Below are 23501 nucleotides of genomic sequence, written 5' to 3'. Positions count from 1 at the left end.
GCTCACTGCAGGGCTGAGGTGAGTCGGGCGAGTCCGTCGAGGGCGGTGGCGCGCAACGGTTCCCTCTCCCACTCGTCCAGGGTCAATTCTCGGCCCCTTTCGCGGTAGCCGGCTTCGACGGCGCGCATCTGCTCGACGAAACCGGCTCCCCGCACCAGGAGTGACACCTCGAGATCGAGTGCAAAGGAGCGGATGTCCATGTTGCTGGAACCGATGACCGCGGTGTCGTCATCAATCGACAGGTGCTTGGCGTGCAAGATGAACGGGCCGGGGTACATGAAGATCCGCACCCCGGCCCGCAGCAGCTCGCTGTAGTACGAGCGCTGGGCGTGGAAGACCGGCCCCTGGTCACCCTCCTCCGAGACGAACAGCTGGACGTCTAGACCGCGCTGACAGGAGGAGGTGATGGCGTACATCATGGCCTCATCGGGCACGAAGTAGGGGCTGGTGATGATCACGCGATGCTGAGCCGAGTAGAGCAACGTCAGGAAGAGGCGCAGATTGTTCTCGGCCTCGAATCCGGGCCCGCTCGGTACAACTTGGCATTCCAGCGCCGCCTGTGAATCGTCGAACAGAGCTTTGGACGGAGGGACATGCTCAGAGCTGAGGATCTCGTCGGTCTCGCTGTACCAATCGGAGAGGAAGACCGTGTTGAGCCCGCTGACCACAGGCCCGAGGACCCTGGTCATCAAGTCCTGCCATTGCAGGCCGCGCTTGAGGTTCTTCGCCGAGTTGTAACTGCGATCGATCAGGTTCTGTGACCCCATCCAGCCGACCCGGCCGTCGACCACGACCAGCTTGCGATGATTGCGCAGATCGGGCCGCTGCCATCTTCCCTTCATGGGTTGTACGGGCAGCATGAACGACCACTGCACCCCGATCCGGTCGAGCTCCTCGAGGGTCTCCTTGTGCCCGGCTGTGCGGATGGAGGCGATGTGGTCCAAGAGCAGACGCACCATGACCCCACGGGCGACGGCCTGCTCCATCGCCCGGAAGAAGTCCTTTGTCGTGACATCGAATGACACGATGTAGAACTCGACGTGAACGAAGGTGGTGGCGGTATCGATGTCGGAAGTCATGCCGGCGATCGACCCGGCGTAGTCGCTGACAAGCTCCGCACGATTGCCTCCCAAGGCCGGCATGGCGCCGAGCGTCTGGTTGAGGTTCACCACCCGGTCGAACCACTCCGGCCATCTGGCTCTGTCGACTGCGGGAACCGAGGGCACGTCGCGCGCCCCGGCGGCGATCATCCGGTTGATCTCGGCTTGCCTCGCGCGCCGCTTCTTGGGCAGTTTCGAGCTGCCGATCAGCAGGAAGAACAGGATTCCGATGTAGGGGATCAAAAAGATCGCCAAGAGCCACGCCATGGCAGAACTCGGCTTGCGGTGGCGCGGGACGACGATGAGAGCTGCAATCCGGATGGCCAGGTCGACCGCGAAGACGATCACCCAGATCAGCACCGTGCCCTGTTGCGTCTCCATGCGACCGACGATAGCCGCGGGCACCGGATCGCCACATCACCCGAACAGGGTGATGCCAGGGTGGAGCGGCTCGCCCTACTCTGGCGAAGACAACCGAGCAGGAGACGAGGGCGCGATGACCAGCACAGACCGGCACCTCAACGGCCGCTACCCGCGGGGAACCGTTATCCTCGTCGGCGCCGCTGCGGCCGTCGTCGTGGGCGCCGGGATCAGTGGCATTCGCGACATCCTGGCGCCCGTGTTGCTCACCCTGGTGCTGGTCATCTGCGCCAGCCCCGTACGCGGGCGCCTCGAGAAACACGGAGTGCCATCGGGGTTTGCCACCGGGTCTGTCATTCTCGTCGTGTTCGCGTTGCTCGCCGTGTTCACGTACACGGTCCTCATCGCGTTCGCCCAATTCGTGGCCATGCTACCGACGTACTCTGCCCAGTTTCAGGAGATCGGCGCGCAGATCGCCGCCCAATTCACCAGGCTCGGCGTCGGGCAGGGCCAGATCCAGTCCATCGTCGGCGGCATGGATCCGGGCAGCATCGCCGCAGCGATCACCGGCGCTATCGGAAGTGTCGCGAGTATCACCGGAGCGCTTGTGATCGTGCTGACCATGATGATCCTGATGGCCGCCGACGCCGTATACGCTCGGACGATTCTGCGCCAGCTCAGCGAGCGGCGGCCCCATCTCGTTCAGGCGCTGGGGGAATACGCCACGAATGTACGCCGGTACATGGTGGTCACCACAGTGCTGGGCGTGGTGCAGGGGGCGATTAATGCGATCGCGCTGTACATCATGGGGGTGCCCGCCGCCCTGCTCTGGGGGCTCCTGGCCTTCCTCTGCAGTTTCATCCCCAACATCGGGTACTTCTTCGCGATTATCCCGCCGATCGTCTTCGGCTATCTCGTGGGTGGCTGGCCGACCATGATCGCCGTCGTCGTGGTGTACGGAATCGTCAACGCCGTGGTGCAGTCGATCATCCAACCCCGGGTCGTCGGGCACGCCGTCTCTCTCAGCCAAACCCTCACCTTCTTCTCCGTACTGCTCTGGGCCGTGTTGATCGGCCCGATCGGCGCGATCCTCGCCATCCCGCTCACACTCCTGGTGAAGACCGTGCTGGTGGATGCCGATCCGGGTGCCCACTGGTGGCGCCCGGTGCTCGGACCCACGGCAGAAACGAGGGGCCTCCTGAAATCTGACGAATCCGCGGCGAAGACGGCCCGGAAATCGAAACGGGATTAGCCACCGCGCCTGCACCATAGGCCCGGGATCCGCCTCATCCCCTCAGGACGACAGTGCGCCCAACTCGCCTCGGCGCGACCGCCCCTGGATGGTGTTGGAGCCTAGGTGATCTGTCTCGCCAGGTTGGGTACGTGGTCGGCTGGTGAGGCTCCTGCCAGTGCGGTGTGGCCGCGGTGGTGATGGTAGTGGTGGAGGAGGAGCCCGTTGAAAGCCCGGGCGCGTTCGTACTCACATCCCGGCTACCAGGGCCGTTACTTGCGCCCCGGCATTGGATCCGTTGTGCGTCGGCACCGTCAGCTGCCTGCCGGCCAGTGAGTGCACGCCCGATTCTCGAGCCTCGAAGATCGAGCTCTCCCGTGAACATCGCCAACTGCTGAGCGCGAACCCCCAGTGGAATCCGGCGGATTCAGACCCCAATGACACCCGGCATGGTGAAGAGCCAATTGAAGTAGTCGATGAGACAAAGGCCAAAGAAACAGGGGCCGCTGCACGAGTGCAGCGGCCCCTGAGGGTGAATCCGTCCGGGTCCCCGCGGAGGGGGGATGAGGGGACCGGGGATGATCCACCGCAGCCATGGCCCCTTGAAACGGGATGGAGGCCATGGAGTTTAGAGCGCTTCCACGACGGTTCACGAATGATGAGTCGGTGTCGCACGGATGGAAGCGATTTCAGCATACCGGCGTTTGGCTTGGTTGACTACCACTTTGTTGAAAATCACACCATCGACTTCTGGTCAGTCTTGACCGGGACTATCGGTCAGTCTTTCCGGGGACTGCCGCGAGCGTCCTGCCTAGGGGGCCAGGGCGTCGTTGCGGCGTTCGCGCAGGTCACGTCGAGCCTGGCGGGTATCGGCGAACGCCACCACCACCCCCGCAGCTGCACCGGCGAGGTGTCCCTGCCAGGAGACCCGCGGATTGATCGGCAGAAAGCCCCAGACAATGCCTCCGTAGAGCAGCACCACCACGACGGCGGCCGCGATCGCCGTGAATCGCCGGGACAGGATCCCGTAAGTCACCAGGAAGGCGGCATAGCCGTAAACGATGACGGACGCGCCGATGTGGTTGGTCCCGATGCCCCCGATCAACCAGGTGCCGACACCACCCAGGAGCCAGATGCCGGCCGTGATCAGCCACCACTTGTGGGTCAGCCAGGCGATCATGGCGCCCATCACCAGGAAAGGCAGGGTGTTGGAGAGCAGGTGGCCGAAGCCCGAGTGCAGCAGCGGCGCAAACAGGATGCCGGGCAGCCCCGCGGGGTCGAGGGGCTGGACCCCGAACTGGTTGAGCCGGCCCCCGAGGAACAGGTCGATGATCTCGAGGACCCACATGACCACGACGAGCCCGAGCACGGGCAGGGCGCGCTGGATCCACCCGGGGTAGGACCGCACGCGGTCGAGGATGTGGTGGCGTGAGGAGGGTCGCTGCACGGGATCGGACATGTCCACAGCCTAGTGAGCCGAACCCCACGGCGGGCGCAGGCCGCTCTAGTCTGAGAGGATGCCGACGATCCTGGCCGAGGCGGCCCGTGACGGGAACTGGCTGCTCCTGGCAACCGTCCTGGCGTCCCTGGCCGTCTTCAGCGTGTGCGCTGTCGTCCTGACCGGCACTGACCTGCGTGAGCACCGCCTGCCCAACCGGTGGACCGGCACCTTGGCCGCCGGGGGCGCCGTCACGCTCGGGCTGGCCTGCCTCGCGGACGACGCCGGCTGGTCGCGTTTCTGGTCCATGCTCGGCGGAGGCGTGGCCTACCTCGGGCTGATCCTGCTCCTGCACCTGATCAGCCGCACCGGCATGGGCTTGGGGGACGTCAAGCTGGCCGGCGGTCTGGGCCTGTATGCCGGGTGGCTCGGCTGGGACCATCTGGGCGGGGCCATCGTCCTGGGTTTCGTGGCCGGGGGAGTGGTGGCCCTGGTGCTGGTGCTGGCCCGTCGGGCCACGGGTTCCACGCACCTGCCCTTCGGTCCGGCCATGCTGCTGGGCACGGTCGTGGCCCTGCTCCTCTGACCGCCTCAACGCACTTTGCGGGCAAAGACACTCCGTGTCTTTGCCCGCAAAGTGAGCGGTGTCAGGGTGCTGGCGCCGGTGTCAACGACCAGCGGCCAGCGGCCAGCGACCAGCGACCAGCGAACAACGAACAGCGGCCAGGTGCCGGGGCCCGTGATTCCTGGAAGGTCAGGCGGGGTGCGTCATGGACATGGTGTCCAGGGCCGCGTCCAACTGCTCCTCGGTGACCTCGCCGCGCTCCACGTAGCCGAGATCGATGACGGCCTCGCGGACGGTCATCTTCTGGGCCACGGAGTGCTTGGCGATCTTGGCTGCCGCCTCGTAGCCGATGACCTTGTTCAGCGGGGTCACGATCGAGGGGGAGGCACCGGCGAGGAAGGAGCAGCGCTCCACGTTGGCCTCGATGCCGTCGATCATCTTGTCCGCCATGACGCGCGCGGTGTTGGCCAGCAGGCGGATGGACTCGAGCAGGTTCGCGGCCATCACCGGGATGCCCACGTTCAGCTCGAAGGCGCCGTTGGTGGAGGACAGCGAGATGGTGGTGTCATTGCCGATGACCTGGGCGGAGACCATGATGGCGGCCTCGCAGATCACGGGGTTGACCTTGCCCGGCATGATCGAGGAGCCCGGCTGCAGGTCCGGGATGGCGATCTCGCCGAGGCCGGTGTTCGGGCCGGAACCCATCCAGCGCAGGTCGTTGTTGATCTTCATGAACGAGTACGCGATGTTGCGCAGCTGGCCGGAGGCCTCCACGAGACCGTCGCGGTTGGCCTGGGCCTCGAAGTGGTTGCGGGCCTCGGTCAGCGGCAGGCCGGTCTCCGTGGCGAGCAGCTCGATGACACGGGCGGAGAAGCCCTTCGGGGTGTTGATGCCGGTGCCCACGGCGGTGCCGCCCAGGGGAACCTCGGCCACGCGTGGCAGGGAGGCGTCGATGCGCTCGATGCCGTAGCGGACCTGTGCGGCGTAGCCGCCGAACTCCTGGCCCAGGGTCACCGGGGTGGCGTCCATGAGGTGGGTGCGGCCGGACTTGACGACGTTCTCGAAGGCCTGCGCCTTCTTCTCCAAAGAGACGGCCAGGTGGTCCAGGGCCGGCTTCAGGTCGTTGATGAGGGCTCCGGTCACGGCGACGTGCACGGAGGTCGGGAAGACGTCGTTGGAGGACTGCGAGGCGTTGACGTGGTCGTTCGGGTGGACCTCGGCGTCCGAGCCGGCGGCCTTCAGGGCCTGGGTGGCCAGGTTGGCGAGGACCTCGTTGGTGTTCATGTTCGAGGAGGTGCCGGAACCGGTCTGGAACACGTCGATCGGGTATTGGTCATCATGCTGGCCGGAGATGACCTCGTCCGCGGCGGCGACGATCGCGTCACGGCGCTCCTCGTCGATCACGCCGAGCTCGGCATTGGCCTGCGCCGCGGCCTTCTTGACCTGGGCCAGGGCGTGGACGTGAGCCGGCTCCAGGGTCTTGCCGGAGATCGGGAAGTTCTCCACGGCACGCTGGGTCTGGGCACGGTACAGGGCGTCAACCGGGACCTTGACCTCACCCATGGTGTCGTGCTCGATGCGGAACTGCTGTTCGGAAGATTGCTGCGAAGAAGTCAGATCGGTCATGGTTCCCCACTTTAGACCGTCGCGTGCTCGGTCAGCCGCCCATCACGCAGGGTGACCGTGCGGTCCGCCACTGCCACGAACTCCAGATCATGGGTGACGACCACCGTGGCGGTGTCCCGGTCCCTCGTCAGGGTGGCCAGCAGCTCCATGACCTCCGCCGAGCGGTGCTGGTCCAGCGCCGAGGTGGGCTCATCGACCAACAGCACCGAGGGCTCACCCATGAGTGCCCGGGCGATGTTCACCCGCTGCCGCTGGCCGCCGGAGAGCTGGTGCGGCCGCCGTCGGGCTGCCGCGGCCATCCCGACGGCGGCCAGCGCGTCCAGCGCCGCGTCCCGGACCGCGCGGGGCCGGCTGCCGCGCAGCACCCCGACCAGCTGGAGTTGCTCGACGGCCGTCAGGGAGGCCATCAACTGCGGTTGCTGGAAGACCAGTCCGATCTGGTGGAGCCGCAGCCGGGCCCGCTCAGACTCGCTGGCCCCGGTGATCTCCGTGGCGCCGATGTGGACCGTGCCGGAGGTGGGGGTGACCAGTGCGCCGGCCACGGCCAGCAGGGAGGACTTGCCGGACCCGGAGGGGCCCACGAGGGCGAGCATCTGACCGGCCGGGACGGTGAGGTCCACGGAGTCCAGCGCGTTGAGGGTGCCGGAGTCGCCGTCGGAGTAGGTCAGGGTGACGTCGGACAGGTGCAGCATGGGAGGTTCCTTTGACGGGTAACGGGTAACGGGTAACGGGTGAGGGTCTGAGCTCTCGTCATGCGGATTTCCGGGTGTCGCGCCGGATCGGAGGTGTGACACCCGAAAATTCGCATGATGAAGGGGTCGGCAACAGGGCTCAGCTGCCGCCGAGGGCGACGAGCGGGTCCACGCGGCACGTGCGCCAGACGGCCGCCACGGAGGCCGCCAGCCCGAGCACCACGGTGACCAGCACCGGGATGGCGACGGCGGCAGCATCCACCTGGACCGGGACCGTGCCGGCTGCCAGCGCGATCCCGGCGAGGCCCAGGGCCCCGCCGAGGGCGGCCCCGGTCAGCAGCACGATCCCGGCCTGGGTGAGGGCGTCGCTGACGACCCACCGGGTGGTGGCGCCCAGAGCTTTGAGCACCGCGATGTCCCGGGTGCGCTGCAGCGTGAACACGGCCATGAAGGCGGCGATCACCAGGGCGGAGATGCCGTAGAGGAACGCCTGCATCATCACGAGCGAGCCGTTCTCGGACGTGAAGGCGGGCAGGGCGCCCAGGGCGCCGTCCACGTCCGTGGCCACCGTGGTGGTCTCGGCGGCCGCGCTCGGCTGGTGGCCGGCGTCGGGCGCCGTTCCGGCGACCAGGACCGAGGCGGTTCCGTCCGGCGCATGCGTGAGGCCGGTCCACGTGGACAAGGGCACGTAGAGCACCGGGGTGTGGGAGTACCAGCTGTCCTCGATGGTCTGCGCAATCGGCACGGATTGCCCGTTGACGGTCACCTCGTCCCCAGCGGAGACGCCGAGTTGCTCGGCGGCGCTCGTACTGATCAGGGCCCCGTCCTCCAGCGAACCGCTGGTGTCGGCGGGGCGGTCGGTGCCGGTTGCGGCGCCCGAGGACCCCGGGACCAGGCGGGAGCCGGGCTGGAGGCCCATCAGCGTCACGGCGGTCACGGCGCTGCCCGAATCGGCCCGGGCCTGGCCCACGCCCACCGGCTCGGCCCATTCGACCTGGGCGTCCTGGCGCCAGTCGTCGAGTTGGCCCGTGGTGACGGTGGAGGCGGTGAAGTCCGCCTCCACGTCCTCCACCGTGGTGGCGTGGGCGGCGCCGAAGGCCACCGTGACCTGGGCAGAGTCGGTGGCCGCATCCTCCCAGGCGGTGACAGCGGAGATGTTCTGATGGGCCAGCCCGTTGGTGAGGGCCGTGAGGAAGACGAGCAACAGGCTGATCAGACCCACCACGGAGCCCATCAGGGCGAAGCGGCCGGAGGAGAAGCGGACGTCCCTCAGGGACAGGAACGTGGGAGAAGACATGGAGGGGCTCCTTGGGCGGAGAGAGTGGGCTGGTGTGGCTGCTCTCCAGCCTTCCGCCCGTCTCCGCCGCGCGCATCGCCCACCCGGCTACTGGTGACTCCATCCTTCGGTTGATTCCGGGACGGCCACCAGTGGCCGGTCCGGGCTACCCTGCAGCCATGGCATCCGAGCGCACGACACCTCCGGCGATAGCGCCGCCCCCTGAGCCGTCATGGCTCTCGGATACCCGCATCCCGGCCCTGCTCGCGGCCATGCGCCTCATCCTGCACGTCACCGTGGCGGCCCTGCTGGTCATCGGCCTCGTCCGCTCCCTGGTCCCGGCGCTGCGCTCGGGTCAGCACGGACTGGTGTGGCAGATCGTCGCCCTCTCCGCGGTGTTCGCGACGGTCTATCTCGCCGGAACCGTGGTGGAGAAGCGGTACAGCGACCGCCGGGCCCCTGGCACCAGGGGACCGGCTGCGGGGCGAACAGCAGGGCCACCGGCAGGACGAACAGCAGGGCCACCGGCAGGACGAGCCGACGGGCAGATCGTTGTCCGGGGGCAGCTGCTCTGGTTGGCCGTCGTCACCCTCACGTGGCTGGGCCTGATGGCCGTGCACGTGGATTTCGCCTGGCTCGTGTTCCCTCTCTTCTTCCTGCACCTGCACGTGGTGGGGCCGAAGTCCGTCCCGCTGGCGATCAGCCTGGTCGTCCTGCTGACCGTGGCGGTGTTCCTCGGATTCTGGTGGCATGAGGGAACGCTCGGCATCGGTGCCGTGGTGGGTCCCGTCATCGGGGCGGTGGTGGCCGTGGCCATGTCCGCCGCCTACGCGCTGTTCTACGCCGAGGCCCGCACCCAGCGGCGTATCGCGGCCGAACTGCAGGCCACCCGGGATGACCTGGCCCGCGCGGAGCGGCATGCTGGCGCCATGCGTGAACGGGAACGGTGGGCCCAGGACCTGCATGACACCCTGGCGCAGGGGCTGGCCTCCGTGGTGCTGCTGTCCCGCGCCGCGCAGGAGCAGCAGCCGGGCGAGCCCCTGGCCGGCCAGCTGCACCAGATCGAGCGCTCGGCCGTGGACAACCTCGCCCAGGCCAGGGCCCTGGTGGAGCAGCGGAATCCCGGGGCCGGGCTGACCGCCGAGCTGGAGGTCGCCTGCCGAAACACCCAGGAGACCGCGCGATCAGCCGGTGCGGCGCTCACCGTGGACTTCCGCGGACCCGACGCCGACCCGGCCCTGGGTGCCGACGCGGCCACCACCGTGCTGCGGGTGACGCAGTCGGCCCTGGCCAACGTCCTGCAGCACGCACAGGCCACCCACTGCGTGGTCACCTTCGCCGTGCACCGGCATGAGGTCACGGTGGACGTGTTCGACGACGGCACCGGCCGTGGCGGCCGACCCGAGGGGTTCGGTATCGCCACCATGCGGGACCGGGCGGCCCGGGCCGGCGGCACCCTCACCGTGGAGGACGCCTTGAACGACGAGCCGGAGGACGCCCTGAACGACGAGCCGGAGGACGGACGAGGCCGGGGGCGGTCCAGCGGGACCGTGGTGGTCCTCAGCCTGCCACGGTGGGGGACCTCATGACCCGTGAGCCTCTCCGCATCCTGCTCGTGGACGACCATCCCGTGGTGCGTGCCGGACTGCGGGCGGTCCTGGAGTCCCGCGCGTCCTCCGCGGGGGTCGCGGGAGCCGCCAGCGCTGTGCGAGAACCCCCTGAGCCGGGACGATCGAGGCCCCGGACGCCGTCGCGATCCGGGAACGAAGCCGTGGACCTCACGGTGGTGGCGGAGGCGGCCGGCGCAGCCGAGGCGCTCGCCGCCGTCGAGCGCATGACGGCCAACGACGAAGGCCCGGACGTCGTCATCATGGACATTGAACTCGGAGACGGGCCCACGGGAATCGAGGCCACCGAGCGATTGGGCCGGAGCCATCCGGGGCTGCCCGTGCTCATCGTCTCCACCTATGGTGCGGTGTCCGACGTCCAGGCCGCCGTCGCTGCCGGGGCCCTGGGGTACCTGCTCAAGGACGCCTCACCGGAGGAGCTGCGCGACGCCGTCCGCCAGGCGGCAGCGGGGAACTGGATCCTCCCGGCGGACCTCGCGCGCCGGGCGCTGGGGGCGGGATCCGGAAGGGAACCAGCGCTCAGCCCGCGGGAGACCGACATCCTCGAGCAGTTGGCCCTGGGCCACACCAATCAGCAGATTGCCGCGGGACTGTTCATCTCACAGGCCACCGTGAAGACGCATCTGCATCACATCTTCGCCAAGCTCGGGGTGGGCAACCGTACCGAGGCGGTCACCGTGGCTCGGGCCCGGCGTCTCATCCGCGGCTGAGACGCCGGACTCTGAGGGAAGATGTCCTGGCTTCGGCCGGTGATCAGTCTCGGGCCAGGAGACGCTCGACGCGGGGTTTGACCTCGGTGGCCAGAAGGGTGAGGGACTCCAGGAAGTGCTCCTGGGGCAGGCCGCCGATGTCCATCTGAAGGAAGTGGCGCATATGGCCCAGGTACCCGTGCAGGTGCACGATGCGTTCGGCGACGTCGTCCGGATCGCCGACGTAGTACGCCCCGGGAGCGTCGGCCTGGGCGAGGTAGGCGTTCCTGTCCGGGGCCGGCCAGCCGCGCAGCCGGCCCATCTCGACGTTGAGGTTGTGCCACCCGGGGTACATGCGCTCGAGGGCCTCCTTCTTCGTCGGGGCGACCAGCCCGAGAGCGGCCACGGACACCTTGGTGGCCCCTGGCGCGTGGCCGGACTGTGCGGCCGAACGGCGGTACAGCTCGGCCAGGGGCGCGAACCGCTGGGGCGCCCCGCCGATGATGCCGTAGGAGACCGGCAGGCCCAGTTGTCCGGCCCGGGCCGAGGAGCCCGCGTTCCCGCCGGTGGCCAGCCAGATCGGCAGCTTCTCTTCCACGGGGCGGGGCACGACGGCCAGGCCGGGGATGGCCGGGCGTCGTTGACCGGACCAGCTGACCTGCTCGGCGGCGCTGTCGTTGAGGGTCATCAGCAGGTCGAGCTTGTCGGCGTAGAGCTCGTCGTAGTCGGCCAGGTCGTGACCGAACAGCGGAAAGGTCTCCACGGAGGAACCGCGGCCGGCGGTGATCTCGATCCGGCCGCCGCCGGAGATGGCGTCGGCGGTGGCGAACTGCTGGAAGATGCGGACCGGGTCGTCGGTCGAGATGATGCTGGCGGCGCTGCCGAGGATGATCCGGTCCGTGGCCGCGGCCGCCGCGGCGATCACGGCGCCGGGGGAGGATGCGGGCATGGACACGGTGTGGTGCTCGCCGACCCCGAAGTAGTCCAGGCCGACGGCATCGGCGTGGACGATGGCCGCGTGGAGGTTGCGGATGGCCTCCGCGGTGGCCCGCGGGGAGCCGTCGGGGTTCAGGGGGGTGTCGCCGAAGCTGTAGGCGCCGATTTCCATGGGTGATATCCCTTGCTGGTGTCAGATGTGGTGGTCAGGTGTGGTGGTCAGAGAACGAAAGACCCGATCAGTGCAGAGTGGAGACGAGCGCTGCCGTTAGCGCGGCGTGGAGCACCGGGGCTGTGTGAGACCCGTTGAAAATCTTGGTGCCGGGTTGGAAGGCCCGTCCGGCGGCCAGGGGGCCGGCGTCGACCGGGTCGTAGCCGAGGCGATGGATGAATCCGGCGACCAGTGCCTTGGCGTCCTCGTGGTCCCCGGCCAGAGCCAGGGCACGACGGTCCACTGCTCCGGTCGGCCGGCCGTCTTCTTCGAGTTCGTGGTAGCCGATGTGGTTAAGCGACTTCACCAGCCTGGCCCCGGCCAGGAACTCCTGGACGATCTCGCTGCTGGTGCGGGGGTCGTGTTCGAAGTCGTCGATCTCGCCGTCCGTGGGGGCCCAGTAGTTCATCGCGTCGATGATGGTCTTGCCGGTCAGGAGGCCCGCATCCAGGGCGCGGTACTGGTGTAAGGGCACGGCGAGGATGACGAGGTCCGCGGCGGCCGCCTCGGTTGCGTCCACGGCGAGGGCACCGGGGGTGACGATCTCCACGATCATCGCGATCTCCTCGGCCGGTTTGGCGGTGGCGATCTTCACCTCGAACCCGGCAGCTAGGGCCTGGCGGGCGACAGCGGTGCCAACTCGACCGGCGCCGAGGACGCCGATCGAGCGTGGTGCAGCGGTGGTGTGGATGATCATGGTCAGACTCCTTCAGGGGCCGAAACGGTGCCGGCAGGGTCGGGGACGGGGGAGTCGGTGGTGCCCAGTTCGTCCGCAACCTGGATGACCTCGACCAGGTTGCGCATCGCTTGAGCGGTCGATCCCAGCTGCCCGGTCACCGGATCCTTCTGTACGTCGCCAAAGCTGTAGACGCCTGGCTCCATGATCAACTTCCCGTCTCCAAAGTATGTTGCTCAACAGATCATATGTTCAACAGAACATCTGTGCAACCTCGTGCTTTGGAGTACTCTGGGTGCATGGCTGCAGGTAACAGGACTCTCGACACCACCCCGATCAGCGCGCCGCCAGGAGACCTTGGCTGGCATCTGGGGATGGTGTTGCGCGGCTATCAGTCCCGCTTCGAGGAGGCGGTGGAGGGCATGCCGGGAGGAATCCGGGGATTCCAGATCCTCTCTGCGGTGATTCACCGTGACCCCGCGAACCAGCAGGCCCTCGGTGCTCACCTGGGTATTGACCGCACTGTGCTGACCTACTTGCTCGATGGCCTCGAACGGGACGGGGTCGTCGAACGAATCCCGGCCCCCTCCGACCGCCGGGCCCGCAAGGTCGTGCCCACCGACCATGGACGCGAACTGCTCTCCCGGTACGAACAGCGCGTCGGTGCAGCTGAATCCACCTTGCTGGCCGGGCTCGCACCCGAAGAGGCGAAGACCCTCGTCAGCCTCGTCGGGCGCCTGGCCATGGACGTTCACCGCGCGCAACCCGGCTCCAACCCGTGCGAGGCCATGGACCACCTGCCGTGACGTTGGGTGTCACTACTGTTCCTTCCGGAAGGCCTCCGCTTGGGCGGTGTACCAGTCCAGGACGGTGGGGGCCTCGATGATCTCGTCAGGGACGTAGCGGGGGGAGACCTGGGTGCGGATGGCCGTGGTGACGGCGTCTTTCATGGCCTGGTCCACGGACTTGCCGAGATGACCAACAGCCTCCATGCCGCCTACGCCGACAGCCCCCAGGTCTTGATGCACGATGCTGTCTACCCCTCCTTCGCGTTTCAGTTCGACACCGACCACGGATCCAGCACGTTCTCGGGCGCCACCAGGAGGAGCGAGAACCTCATCGAGCTGGCCGCGGAAACGGACATCCTGGTGCACGAGGCGATCAGAACGGTTCCCCGTTCGCCATCGCCGCCCGTAGGACCCGGCGTAGACCGGTATCTCCAAGTCCCCGCGGGCCTCAGCCGACCTCGTCCGGATCCAGATCGCCGATGATCTTGACCGGATTGGCGGTGCCGTTGTCCAGGGAGTAGGTCACGCCGATGATGGCCGTGCGGCCCTCGTTGACGGCCTTGGCCACGGACATGGAGGACTCCATCAGGCGGGAGCTGATCTGGCGCACGTTCTCCGCCACGGTGCCGTTGACATCCTTGACCCCGGCACGCCGGGCGGAGATCACGGAGGGGATGATGCGTTCCACGAGGGAGCGGATGAACCCGGGCGGCATCTCCCCGGACACGTAGGACTCCACGGCGGCGGTCACCGCGCCACAGCTGTCATGGCCGAGGACCACGATCAGCGGGATGTCGAGGACATCCACGGAGTACTCGAGGGAACCGAGGACGGCGTCGTCGATGACCTGGCCGGCCGTGCGGACCACGAAGACATCGCCCAGACCCACGTCGAAGATGATCTCCGCCGCGAGCCGGGAGTCCGAGCAGCCGAAGATCACGGCCACCGGATGCTGCTCGTGCGTCAGGGAGGCGCGGCGCGCGGCGTCCTGGTTGGGGTGGTTGGAAGAATCCGTCACGAAGCGCTCGTTGCCGACTCGCAGCAAGTCCCACGCGGCCGAGGGGGTCAGGGGGGAGGAGGACGGAGAGGTGGCGGTCTTCAGGTCGGCACTGTCAGGCATCGGCTCTGCTTCCTAATAGTTGAACTGCTGTCAGTTGTCCTCGGCGGAATTGTGGATCGAGTCCTGGATGGCGGCAGCCAGGGTGTCCAGCGCGGCCAGATCACCGGAGCCGCTGATGAGGATCGTGGTTCCGTCCAGTTCGGCCACCATATGCCGGTCACCGTCGGCCGGCTCGTACAAGTCCCACGTGGTCCCGTCCACGGAGCGCGTCCCGGTCAGGGGCGCGTTGTCCATCTGCTGGGACAGCCACGTGGGATTGGACTGGACGGTCTGCTTGAACCCGGCGAAGTCGTCACCGGCGGTGACGTACCCGGCCTCCCAGAACTCCACCTGGTCCACGCCGGCGCCGTTCCACCGGGCGAAGTTGGCGTTCCAGTCCGCGGGGACGCGCGGGGCGACGGCGGGGAAGCCGGCGGTGGCCGAGGCCTGTTCGGCGGTGGCTGCCACATCCACGGTGCGCTCGTAGGTTTCGTCGGTGCTGCTGGGGTTCAGCAGCACCACCAGCAGCGCGATGGCCAGGGTGGCCAGCACGGTGATCACCATGGCCCGCGCCGACTGTCCGGCCCGCTGGGCCTGCTTCTGCGTGAGTCGTGGCTTGGGGGCCGGGGTGGTGGCCGAGCTGGCGGCCGGATCGGCCTCGGGCTGAGGGGAAGTCACCGGTCCATTCTGCCACCAGCCGGGACACTAGGATGGATTCCGAGACGTTCCCCCACAGACGGAGTATTTCGGTGACCACTGACCAGCCCGAGAACAATGGCGTTCGGACCGACACGGCACAGTCGCCCACCGCGGAGCCGCGGCACACGGATCGCAGCATCCTCAGCCCGAGCCTGGCTGTGTCCGGGACCAAGCCGGACCGCAACCTGGCCATGGAGCTGGTCCGGGTGACCGAGGCTGCCGCCATCGCCGCCGGCCACTGGGTGGGCTACGGAGACAAGAACACTGCCGATGGCGCCGCCGTGGACGCCATGCGCGCCTTCATGGACACCGTGGCGATGAACGGTGTGGTGGTCATCGGCGAGGGCGAAAAGGACGAGGCGCCCATGCTCTACAACGGTGAGCACGTCGGTGACGGTACCGGGCCCGAGGTGGACGTCGCCGTGGACCCGATCGACGGCACCCGCCTGACCGCCATGGGCTACCCCAACGCCCTGTCCGTGTTCGCCGTCGCCGAGCGCGGGGCCATGTTCGACCCCTCGGCGGTGTTCTACATGGACAAACTCGTGGTGGGGCCGGAGGCAGCCGACTTCGTCGATCTGCGCCTGCCCATCAAGCAGAACATCCACCTGGTCGCCAAGGCCCTGGGCAAGCCCGTCAGCCAACTGAACGTGTGCGTGCTGGACCGTCCGCGCCACGAGAAGCTGGTCGCCGAGATCCGCGCCGCCGGTGCCCGCGTGAAGTTCATCATGGACGGCGACGTGGCCGGGGGCATTGCCGCGGCCCGCCATGACACGGATGTGGACATGCTGCTCGGGATCGGTGGCACGCCGGAGGGCATCATCACCGCCTGCGCCATCAAGGCCATCGGCGGCGTCATCCAGGGCCGCCTGGCCCCGGTCGACGACGCCGAGCGCCAGCGGGCCATTGACGCCGGCCATGACCTGGACGCGGTCCTCACCACCGACGACCTGGTGAAGACCGACAACGCGTACTTCGCCGCCACCGGCATCACCGACGGTGACCTGCTGCGCGGCGTGCGCTACTACAACGACCGCGTGACCACGCAGTCCATGGTCATGCGTTCCAAGTCCGGCACCGTGCGCGTGATCGAGGCCGAGCACCAGGCCCGCAAGTGGGAGCCCTGGATCGGCCCGGATGCCCTGCCGGTGCGCTGAGCTGCCACCCTGGCGCTGAGCTGCCACCACACCATCACCACTGGCGGTCGATGCAGCCCCTCTTCTGACGGATCACCGGCTGAAGCGGGGCGACATCGGCCACCAGTGCCCTGTGGTCAGGGGAGGGTGACGGAGAAGAGGGTGGCCGGCTCCCCACCGTCGCCGTGGACGATTGCGGCGGCATCGGCCGCCGTCAGGAACACCGACTCCCCGGAGGCCAGCACGGCCGCCTCGGCCCCGGCCTCCACGCGGACCCGTCCGGCGGTACACACCGCCAGGACCGGTCCGCGGGCGGCCAGGGTGGTGCCGTCGGCGGCGGGCAGGTCCAGCCGTTCGACCTGGAACTCCTCGAGCGGCGGACGGAACACCAGATGACCGTCCCCCTTCGAGAGGGGGGCGCAGTACGGCACCGGCACGGACTCGAAGGCGACGATCCGGCGCAGCTCCGGGACGTCCACGTGCTTGGGTGTCAGCCCGCCGCGCAGCACGTTGTCCGAGGCGGCCATGACCTCCACCCCCAGGCCGTGCAGGTAGGCGTGGACATTGCCGGCCGGCAGGTGGATCGCCTGGCCCGGGGCCAGGTCCACGCGGTTGAGCAGGATCGAGACCAGCACCCCCGGGTCAGCCGGGTAGTGCTCGGCGATCCCCACGGCCGTGGCCAGGTTCAGATCCTCGTCTAGGGCCCGCGGAGCCTTCGTCAGGGCGTCGACGACGGCCGTCACCCAGGTGCCGGAGGACCAGTCCCCGGCGGGGTCGAGCAGGTCGGCGAAGACGCGCTCCAGCGCCGAGCTGCCGCCACCGTCGACATCATCGCCATCGGATTCCTCTCCGCCGTGCAGGAGGAGGTCGGCGTAGCCGGCCACCGTCTGGGCCGCCGAGACTTCAGATGCTGACGCTCCGGATACGCCAGGTGCGGCGTCTGCAGGACCGGCCGGGCCGGCGTCGTGCTCGTCCAAGTTCTCGGCCAGCACCTGGGCCAGCCGGGAGAACGAGGTGCCGGCATCCTGGGCCGAGCGAAATCCGCACAGGGCGGCGAACGGGGTCAGGGCCACGAGCATCTCGGGCTTGTGGTTGTCATCCCGGTAGTTGCGATGCGGCGCTGACGCCGGGACGTCCGTGGCCTCCTCGGCGGCGAAGCCGGCGCGCGCCTGCTCACGGGTCGGATGCGCCTGGATGGACAGGGGGCGGCCCGCCGCCAACAGCTTCACGAGGAAAGGCAGGCGGCCGAAGCGCGCGGCCTCACCCAGCAGGACCTCCGGATCAGCGGCCAGCAGCTCGTCGAGGGGCACCGGCGCGGAGTCGGGATCGCTCGCCGGGACCGCTGCCGCGGGTGCGGCGGGATGGGCGCCCATCCACATCTCCGCCTCCGGCCGGCCGGTGGGAGTCCGGCCCTGGAGCTCAGCCAGCAGGGTGGCGGAACCCCACGCGTAGTCACGGATGGGGGTGCGCAACAGGAACATGCTCCCAGCCTATCCACCCGACGCAGCCGGCCTGGTGCACCGTTCTTGCATGTTGCATGCAACCCACTATGCTGACTGTTGTCCACACCACACTGTGAGGGCGCGGTGGCCTGGTGGCCACCATCGCGCCGGGCACGCCCCGGGCACGAGAGGAGCCGCTAGTGAACCAGCCAGTCGATGGCCTCGGCGCTCCGCGCGTCCGCGAACTCGGGCCGGTCTCTGGTCTCCTGGGTGATCAGCATGGTCGCGGTGTGGCTGATGTGCCGCGCCAGGGCGGAGCCGACCTCGGCGTCACGCCCCTGGCGGAACGCCTCCATGATGTCCCGGTGGTCCTCGAAGCACTCCTGAGCGGTGCGCGAGGTGGGCACCGTCCCCACGCCGGTCTGCAGCACGAAGTCACGCTGCTCGCTGAGCAACTGGGTGGCCTTGTCATTGCCTGCCCCGGCCAGCAGGGTGCGGTGGAAGTCCCGGTCGGCCCGGAGCACCAGTTCCGGGTCGCCGTTCTCCGCCGCGCGTCGAAAGGCCTCGTAGGCCTCCTCCACGGCGGCCGCCGTGGCCACCGTCTTCAGCTGGGTCGCGCGGCGGGCCAACGGCACCTCCAGCATGAGCCTGATTTGGAACACCTCGATCAGGCTCTGGAGCGAGGTGCTGAGGATGCGCACGCCGCGATTCCGCTCGATCTGGACGAGTCCGCGGCGGGCGAGCTCCTGCAGGGCCTCGCGAATCGGGGTGCGGGAGACGTTGAGCTGATTGCCCAGCTCAGTCGCCGTGTACAGCTCACCGGGAACCAGATCACCGCTGATGATCGCCACCCGAATCGATTCCACGGCCTGGTCGGTCAGGCTCGAAGGCCGATGGACAGATCTCATCCCTCCAGTATGCCAATCCACCCAGCCCGCCATCCCCATAGACCCCACGGGGCAACGGTGCCCTGGTGCGCTGCGTCCCCACCCAACCCACAGAAAGCGACGGTCCAGTCATGACCTCATTCGCCGTCATCGGAGCCGGAATCATCGGTGCCGCGGTCGCCCGGGAGCTGACCCAACGGTTTCCCGACGACCACGTCACCGTGTATGACAAGGCGGACAGTGTGGCCTCCCACCAGACCGGCCACAACTCCGGCGTGGTCCACGCCGGCCTCTATTACCAGCCGGGCAGCCTGAAGGCCCGGTTGTGCCGCCGGGGGGTCAACCTGCTGCGGGACTTCGCCCTGGACCGGGGCGTGCCCTACGAGGAGTGCGGCAAGCTGGTCGTGGCCCTGGAGCAGGCCGAAGAGGACCGGCTGCGGACCATCCATGAAAAGGCCCTCGCCAACGGGGTGCCGGGAGTCGAGCTGATCGGTCCGGAACGAATTCTCGAGATCGAGCCCAACGCCATCGGGCGCCTCGCGCTGCACTCCCCGCACACGGCGATCATCGACTACGCGGCGGTGACCCGCGCGCTGATCGACGACGTCCGGTCGGCGGGCGGGACCGTTCGCCTCGGCGCGGAGGTCACCGGGATCACCAACACGGCGGACGGATGCAGCATCAGCACCCCGGAGGGCACCGAGTCCTACGACTTCGTCATCGCCTGTGCCGGACTCCAATCGGATCGCATCGCCCGGATGGCCGGGGGCGGCGACTTCCCGAAGATCGTGCCGTTCTTCGGCCAGTACTCGAAGCTGGCCGCGGAGTACCGGACCGTGCTCAACGGACTGGTCTACCCGGTGCCGGACCCCGCCTACCCCTTCCTCGGCGTCCACCTGACCAAGCGGGTGGACGGGGAGATGCTCGTGGGTCCCAACGCCTTCCTCTCCTTCGGCCGGGAGAACTACTCCGGGCGCCGCATCGGCATCAAGGACAGCCTGGACGTGGTGGCCCAACCGGGATTCTGGAAGTTTGCCAGCCGCAACATGGCGGCGGCCGTCCAGGAGTTCGGCGCGGTGGTCTCCCGCCAGAAGTTCCTGGCCGGAGCCGCACGCTACGTGCCCTCCCTGGACGGGGCGGAGTCCACGCCCATCACCCGCGGCATCCGCGCCCAGTCGATGGATGCCCACGGCAACCTCGTGGACGACTTCGTCATCGAGGACATCGGACGCGCCACGCTCCTGCGCAATGCGCCGTCCCCGGGGGCCACCTCCTCCCTGGCCATCGCCGAGCACATCGTCTCCGAGATGGCCGCGAAGCATCGGCTGGCCTCGGTCTAAGCGCTCCCTCCGCCCCGGGAGACCCGCTCGGCCGGGGACCGATCAATGCAGGGGCCCGCCGCACCACGGTGCTGGCGGGCCCCTGCATCGACTAGCCGGGTTGACTAGCCGGTTTGGCTAGCCGGCTTCCCTAGCCAGCCGCACAGAGGTGGTTGGTGGAGGCGGCGTCCTCGAGCAGACCGGTCTGGCCCGTGTCCTCCAGGTGCTGCAGATACTCCTGCGTGATCTCGGATCCGTCCGGCTGGGTCGGCGGGGCCGGCCAGTCAGCGGGATCGTCGCTGGTGCCGGTCTCCTGCGAGGCGGAAGCCATCAGGGCGGCGGTGGCATTCACGAACAGCAGCGGGGCGGGGGACGTGCCGGCGGCGTTCGGGGTGCCGTCCTCGGCGAGCATGCCGTCCACCCGGGTATGGATCTCGTCGAAGTCCGGGTAGGTGGTGAACCGGCCGTCCTCGCCCTCGAAATCCGGGGGGCCGATGGTCAGCCGACCCATGCCCTGGGACTGGCCCTTCGTGGCCAGGGACACGAACGTGCCCAGCTGCTGTCCCGGCAGGTCGGTCTCCACGATCTGCTCGCCGGCGTCCAGGATGCCCTGGAATCGGGTCACCAGGGTCTGGGGGTTGAACTGGGCCAGCATGGCGGACTGGATGCACTGCTGGCGGCGGATGCGCGAATAGTCCGTGGAGAAGTGGCGGGAGCGGGCGAAGGCCAGGGCCTCCTCGCCGCTGAAGTCGTAGGTTCCGGGGCCCCACCAGGCGTTGCCCCATTCCCCGTCCGGGCGGGGGCCGCGGTAGGTGGTCCAGCCGCCGGAGGTGATCGTGACGCCGCCCATGGAGTCGATGAGCTGGGAGAACCCGCCCATGTCCACCATCGCGTAGGACTGGATGTCCAGGCCGAGGATGCCGCCGGCGGCATCCATCATCGCCTCCGCGCCGGGATCCTCCGCACCGGGATAGAGGTCCTGGTGGTTCTCCATGACGTCCACGTAGAGGGCGTTGATGATGCACTCGTCGCCGCAGCTGAAGCCCTCCGGGTAGGCGCCCCACAGGGGGGAGTCCTCGGAGAAGGGGGCGTTCTGGAAGTTGCGGGGGATCGAGAACAGGATCGTGCTGCCGGTCTCGGCATTCACAGAGGCCACATGGATGGAGTCCGGCCGCAGCCCGACCCGGCCCTCACCGGCGTCGCCACCCATGAGGAGGAAGTTGTAGCGGCCGGCCACCGGCTCGATGGCGGGGCCGGGCGCGAAGATCTCGTTCAGGGCGTTGCGCCCCGCGTTCACGGCGAAGGAGCCGTAACCGAGTACGCCGGACGTGGCCACGAGCAGCAGCACCGTGGAGAAGGCCAGCAGCGGCTTCATCCCGGGGGCCACCAGCCTGATCCGCAGCAGCCGGAAGGTGTCGATCCAGAGCACCACCCAGCCGATGGCCAGGGCTGCCAGGACCACGACGGCGGCCAGCTGCACCCACGTGTTGGCGAAGGCCTGGACCAGCAGATCCCGATTGACCACCAGCAGCACGAGCGCGACGACGACCAGCAGCCACACGGTCAGGGTCACCCGCAGCGCGGCACGGCCGAGCGCACGATTGCCGGCCACCACCTGGGCGCCGCCCGGGACGAACAGGGTGAGCAGCAGCAGGATCCAGGCCCGCTTGGTGCGTTGAGGAGACGGGGCGCTCTGCGGGTCACGGACCGGGTCGGGCCCTCCGGCGCCAGCGCCCTGCGGGCCGTGCAGGAGGGAGGGGCGCCGCTGGGGAACCTGGCCCGCCATCACGGGCGGTATCCGGGCCGGCCGGCCAGCGACTCCTGCAACCGTTCACCCTTGGCGCTGGCCGTGTTGCGCAGTTCGCCGGCGAACTGGACCAGCTTCTCGCGCAGCTCCGCCGCCTCCGGGTCGGTTCCCGCCGCGAGGATCCGCACGGCCAGCAGTCCCGCATTGCGGGCGCCGCCAATGGACACGGTGGCCACCGGGACGCCGGCGGGCATCTGCACGATGGACAGCAGGGAGTCCATGCCGTCGAGGGTCTTGAGCGGCACGGGCACGCCGATGACCGGCAGGGGAGTGGTGGAAGCGATCATGCCCGGCAGGTGCGCGGCGCCACCGGCACCGGCGATGATCACCCGGATCCCGCGTTCGTGCGCCTCGGTGCCGAAGGCCACCATCTCGTGCGGCATGCGGTGGGCGGACACAACGCCGGCCTCGTAGGGAATCCCGAATTCCTCCAGCGCCGCTGCGGCGGCCTCCATCACGGGCCAGTCGGAGTCGGAACCCATGATCACGGCCACCCGGGCGGGGGCCGTGCCGGCTTGGTCGGTGGTTGCGGGTGCGGGGCTGGGGGTCATGACTGCTCCTGCTGATCGGCGGCCCGCGATCCGGCCGGAGCGCCGGTGCCCGGACCGGTGTCTGGACCGGTCTGCGGTCCCTCGCTGATGATCGCGGCTGCTCCCTCGGCGGCTGCGCGGGCGGAGGCCAGGTCCTCGGGGGTGGCCGCGGTGACGTTGACGTGACCGATCTTGCGGCCGGGACGAACGGACTTGCCGTAGGCGTGGATCTTGGCCTCGGGGAAGGCCGTCATGGCGCTCGGGAACGCCGCGTAGAGGTCCTCGTTGGCTCCACCGAGGTAGTTCTTCATCACGGTGTAGGCGCCCAGAGGGGCCGTGGACCCCAGGGGCAGGTCGAGCACCGCACGGACATGCTGCTCGAACTGGCCGGTGACGGCACCGTCCATGGACCAGTGGCCCGAGTTGTGGGGGCGCATGGCCAGTTCGTTGACCATGAAGCCGGGACCGATGCCGGGGGTCTCGAACAGTTCCACGGCCAGCATGCCGGTCACGCCGAGTCCCTCGGCCAGGGTCACGGCGGCCTCCTGGGCCGCGCGGGCCGTCCGGGAGTCCAGACCGGGGGCCGGGGCGGTGACCACGTCACACACCCCGTCCGTCTGGATCGACTCGACCACCGGGTAAGGGGCCGTCGCACCCGAGGGGCTACGGGCCACCTGGGCGGAGAGCTCGCGGTTGAAGTCCACCATCTCCTCGGCCAGCAATGCCTCGAAGCCCAGCTCGAACCAGTCGCCGCAGGACTCGGCGGCCTCGGGCGAGCGCAGGACCCGCACACCCTTGCCGTCGTAGCCGCCGCGGGGAGTCTTGAGCACCACGGGCCAGCCGGTCCGGTCCCCGAAGTCGAGTAGCTCGGCTACGGAGGACACGGCGGCCCATGCCGGGTTCGGCAGTCCCAGGCGGTCACAGGCCTGGCGCATGAGCAGCTTGTCCTGGGCATACTGCAGGGCCTCCGGCCCGGGCTGCAGGTTCACACCGGCCGCCTCCAGGGCCCGCAGGTGCTCCGGCGGCACGTGCTCATGATCGAACGTCACCACGTCCACCTCGGCCGCGAAGGCCTTCAGTGCCTCGAGGTCCCGGTAGTCGCCCACCGTGGAGGGGGCCGCCGTGGTGGCCGAGACGTCCGGGCCCTCGGCCAGGACTCTCAGCCGCACGCCTAGGGCCGTTGCTGCCGGGGCCATCATGCGCGCCAATTGGCCGCCGCCCACTACTCCGATCACAGGAAAACTCACGGACCCAGGGTAACCAGCGGATCCGCCCCAACCCGGCAGAACCGCCCGGCAGCCTCCAGTTGTCAGGAAACGGGGAGGAAACCGGTCTAGGGTATGCAAAGACATTTGCCGGTTCTCGG

23 protein-coding genes are annotated in these 23501 nt (G+C 68.7%); 7 read left to right on the top strand and 16 right to left on the bottom strand.

Annotated elements, in window-relative coordinates; all coding sequences use genetic code 11:
• Window positions 1-2 precede the first annotated feature (2 nt).
• Window positions 3-1481 carry a cardiolipin synthase gene (cls, locus tag AB0333_RS08270; RefSeq protein WP_366218212.1) on the bottom strand — a complete coding sequence of 493 codons (1479 nt, stop codon included), beginning with the start codon at window positions 1479-1481 and terminating at the stop codon, window positions 3-5.
• 115 nt (window positions 1482-1596) lie between these two features.
• On the opposite strand from cls, the gene AB0333_RS08265 reads away from it, so the two are divergent.
• Window positions 1597-2712, top strand: a complete 1116-nt coding sequence (locus tag AB0333_RS08265; RefSeq protein ID WP_366218211.1) for an AI-2E family transporter — start codon at window positions 1597-1599, stop codon at window positions 2710-2712.
• Window positions 2713-3502: 790 nt separating this feature from the next.
• Here the strand turns inward: AB0333_RS08265 and AB0333_RS08260 are convergent.
• Entirely contained in the window at window positions 3503-4150 is a 648-nt protein-coding gene (locus tag AB0333_RS08260) for a rhomboid family intramembrane serine protease (RefSeq protein WP_366218210.1), read from the bottom strand.
• A 58-nt stretch (window positions 4151-4208) separates the two neighbouring features.
• On the opposite strand from AB0333_RS08260, the gene AB0333_RS08255 reads away from it, so the two are divergent.
• Window positions 4209-4715 carry a prepilin peptidase gene (locus tag AB0333_RS08255; protein ID WP_366218209.1) on the top strand — a complete coding sequence of 169 codons (507 nt, stop codon included), beginning with the start codon at window positions 4209-4211 and terminating at the stop codon, window positions 4713-4715.
• 168 nt (window positions 4716-4883) lie between these two features.
• On the opposite strand, the gene AB0333_RS08250 is transcribed toward AB0333_RS08255, so the two are convergent.
• The 3 genes from AB0333_RS08250 to AB0333_RS08240 all read right to left on the bottom strand — a co-directional run bounded on the left by AB0333_RS08250 (window position 4884) and on the right by AB0333_RS08240 (window position 8309).
• Window positions 4884-6320, bottom strand: coding sequence for a class II fumarate hydratase (locus AB0333_RS08250; protein WP_366218208.1), 1437 nt, complete (start codon window positions 6318-6320; stop codon window positions 4884-4886).
• 11 nt (window positions 6321-6331) lie between these two features.
• Window positions 6332-7012, bottom strand: a complete 681-nt coding sequence (locus tag AB0333_RS08245) for an ABC transporter ATP-binding protein (protein WP_366218207.1) — start codon at window positions 7010-7012, stop codon at window positions 6332-6334.
• 139 nt (window positions 7013-7151) lie between these two features.
• Window positions 7152-8309, bottom strand: a complete 1158-nt coding sequence (locus AB0333_RS08240; RefSeq protein ID WP_366218206.1) for an ABC transporter permease — start codon at window positions 8307-8309, stop codon at window positions 7152-7154.
• A 158-nt stretch (window positions 8310-8467) separates the two neighbouring features.
• On the opposite strand from AB0333_RS08240, the gene AB0333_RS08235 reads away from it, so the two are divergent.
• The gene (locus tag AB0333_RS08235; protein ID WP_366218204.1) at window positions 8468-9877 is read left to right on the top strand and encodes a histidine kinase; all 1410 of its coding nucleotides are present in this window, start codon (window positions 8468-8470) and stop codon (window positions 9875-9877) included.
• Window positions 9874-10626 carry a response regulator transcription factor gene (locus AB0333_RS08230; RefSeq protein ID WP_366218203.1) on the top strand — a complete coding sequence of 251 codons (753 nt, stop codon included), beginning with the start codon at window positions 9874-9876 and terminating at the stop codon, window positions 10624-10626. The genes AB0333_RS08235 and AB0333_RS08230 overlap by 4 nt, the downstream gene beginning before the upstream one ends.
• Window positions 10627-10669: 43 nt before the next feature.
• Here AB0333_RS08230 and AB0333_RS08225 read toward each other — a convergent pair whose 3' ends face one another.
• The 3 genes from AB0333_RS08225 to AB0333_RS08215 all read right to left on the bottom strand — a co-directional run bounded on the left by AB0333_RS08225 (window position 10670) and on the right by AB0333_RS08215 (window position 12589).
• Window positions 10670-11713, bottom strand: coding sequence for an LLM class flavin-dependent oxidoreductase (locus tag AB0333_RS08225; RefSeq protein WP_366218202.1), 1044 nt, complete (start codon window positions 11711-11713; stop codon window positions 10670-10672).
• A 67-nt stretch (window positions 11714-11780) separates the two neighbouring features.
• Window positions 11781-12449 (bottom strand): NAD(P)-binding domain-containing protein, encoded by a 669-nt coding sequence (locus AB0333_RS08220; RefSeq protein ID WP_366218201.1) that lies wholly within the window; start codon window positions 12447-12449, stop codon window positions 11781-11783.
• Between the two features lie 2 nt (window positions 12450-12451).
• A complete protein-coding gene (locus AB0333_RS08215) occupies window positions 12452-12589 on the bottom strand; it encodes a hypothetical protein (RefSeq protein WP_366218200.1) in 138 nt (45 codons plus the stop codon).
• A 138-nt stretch (window positions 12590-12727) separates the two neighbouring features.
• Here AB0333_RS08215 and AB0333_RS08210 point away from each other — a divergent pair, with 138 nt between their 5' ends.
• Window positions 12728-13234, top strand: coding sequence for a MarR family transcriptional regulator (locus tag AB0333_RS08210; protein WP_366218199.1), 507 nt, complete (start codon window positions 12728-12730; stop codon window positions 13232-13234).
• 12 nt (window positions 13235-13246) lie between these two features.
• On the opposite strand, the gene AB0333_RS08205 is transcribed toward AB0333_RS08210, so the two are convergent.
• The 3 genes from AB0333_RS08205 to AB0333_RS08195 all read right to left on the bottom strand — a co-directional run bounded on the left by AB0333_RS08205 (window position 13247) and on the right by AB0333_RS08195 (window position 14993).
• Window positions 13247-13420, bottom strand: a complete 174-nt coding sequence (locus AB0333_RS08205) for a hypothetical protein (protein ID WP_366218198.1) — start codon at window positions 13418-13420, stop codon at window positions 13247-13249.
• A 244-nt stretch (window positions 13421-13664) separates the two neighbouring features.
• The gene (locus AB0333_RS08200) at window positions 13665-14336 is read right to left on the bottom strand and encodes a carbonic anhydrase (protein ID WP_366218197.1); all 672 of its coding nucleotides are present in this window, start codon (window positions 14334-14336) and stop codon (window positions 13665-13667) included.
• Between the two features lie 30 nt (window positions 14337-14366).
• Complete coding sequence (locus tag AB0333_RS08195) at window positions 14367-14993, bottom strand: DUF4245 domain-containing protein (RefSeq protein WP_366218196.1); 627 nt, start codon at window positions 14991-14993, stop codon at window positions 14367-14369.
• Between the two features lie 212 nt (window positions 14994-15205).
• Here AB0333_RS08195 and glpX point away from each other — a divergent pair, with 212 nt between their 5' ends.
• Complete coding sequence (gene glpX, locus AB0333_RS08190) at window positions 15206-16171, top strand: class II fructose-bisphosphatase (RefSeq protein ID WP_366218344.1); 966 nt, start codon at window positions 15206-15208, stop codon at window positions 16169-16171.
• A 116-nt stretch (window positions 16172-16287) separates the two neighbouring features.
• On the opposite strand, the gene manA is transcribed toward glpX, so the two are convergent.
• Together manA and AB0333_RS08180 are read right to left on the bottom strand one after the other, a co-directional pair.
• Window positions 16288-17631, bottom strand: a complete 1344-nt coding sequence (manA, locus tag AB0333_RS08185) for a mannose-6-phosphate isomerase, class I (protein WP_366218195.1) — start codon at window positions 17629-17631, stop codon at window positions 16288-16290.
• Between the two features lie 158 nt (window positions 17632-17789).
• A complete protein-coding gene (locus tag AB0333_RS08180) occupies window positions 17790-18500 on the bottom strand; it encodes a GntR family transcriptional regulator (protein ID WP_366218194.1) in 711 nt (236 codons plus the stop codon).
• Window positions 18501-18610: 110 nt separating this feature from the next.
• On the opposite strand from AB0333_RS08180, the gene lhgO reads away from it, so the two are divergent.
• The gene (gene lhgO, locus AB0333_RS08175; RefSeq protein WP_366218193.1) at window positions 18611-19819 is read left to right on the top strand and encodes an L-2-hydroxyglutarate oxidase; all 1209 of its coding nucleotides are present in this window, start codon (window positions 18611-18613) and stop codon (window positions 19817-19819) included.
• A 130-nt stretch (window positions 19820-19949) separates the two neighbouring features.
• On the opposite strand, the gene AB0333_RS08170 is transcribed toward lhgO, so the two are convergent.
• The 3 genes from AB0333_RS08170 to AB0333_RS08160 are packed head-to-tail and all read right to left on the bottom strand — an operon-like array spanning window position 19950 to window position 23382.
• Window positions 19950-21584: an LCP family protein gene (locus AB0333_RS08170; RefSeq protein WP_366218192.1), complete on the bottom strand. Its 1635-nt coding sequence runs from the start codon at window positions 21582-21584 to the stop codon at window positions 19950-19952.
• Window positions 21584-22156, bottom strand: a complete 573-nt coding sequence (gene purE, locus AB0333_RS08165) for a 5-(carboxyamino)imidazole ribonucleotide mutase (protein ID WP_366218191.1) — start codon at window positions 22154-22156, stop codon at window positions 21584-21586. The genes AB0333_RS08170 and purE overlap by 1 nt, the downstream gene beginning before the upstream one ends.
• On the bottom strand, window positions 22153-23382 hold the full coding sequence (locus AB0333_RS08160; protein WP_366218190.1) for a 5-(carboxyamino)imidazole ribonucleotide synthase: 1230 nt from the start codon (window positions 23380-23382) through the stop codon (window positions 22153-22155). Before AB0333_RS08160 ends, purE begins: the two co-directional genes overlap by 4 nt.
• Window positions 23383-23501: the final 119 nt, after the last annotated feature.

Origin of the sequence: Citricoccus sp. NPDC079358 (genome assembly GCF_040702545.1) — a bacterium.
GTDB lineage: Bacteria > Actinomycetota > Actinomycetes > Actinomycetales > Micrococcaceae > Citricoccus.
The sequence above is the reverse complement of the archived record's forward strand: the minus strand, read 5'-3'. Positions and strand labels throughout refer to the sequence as shown.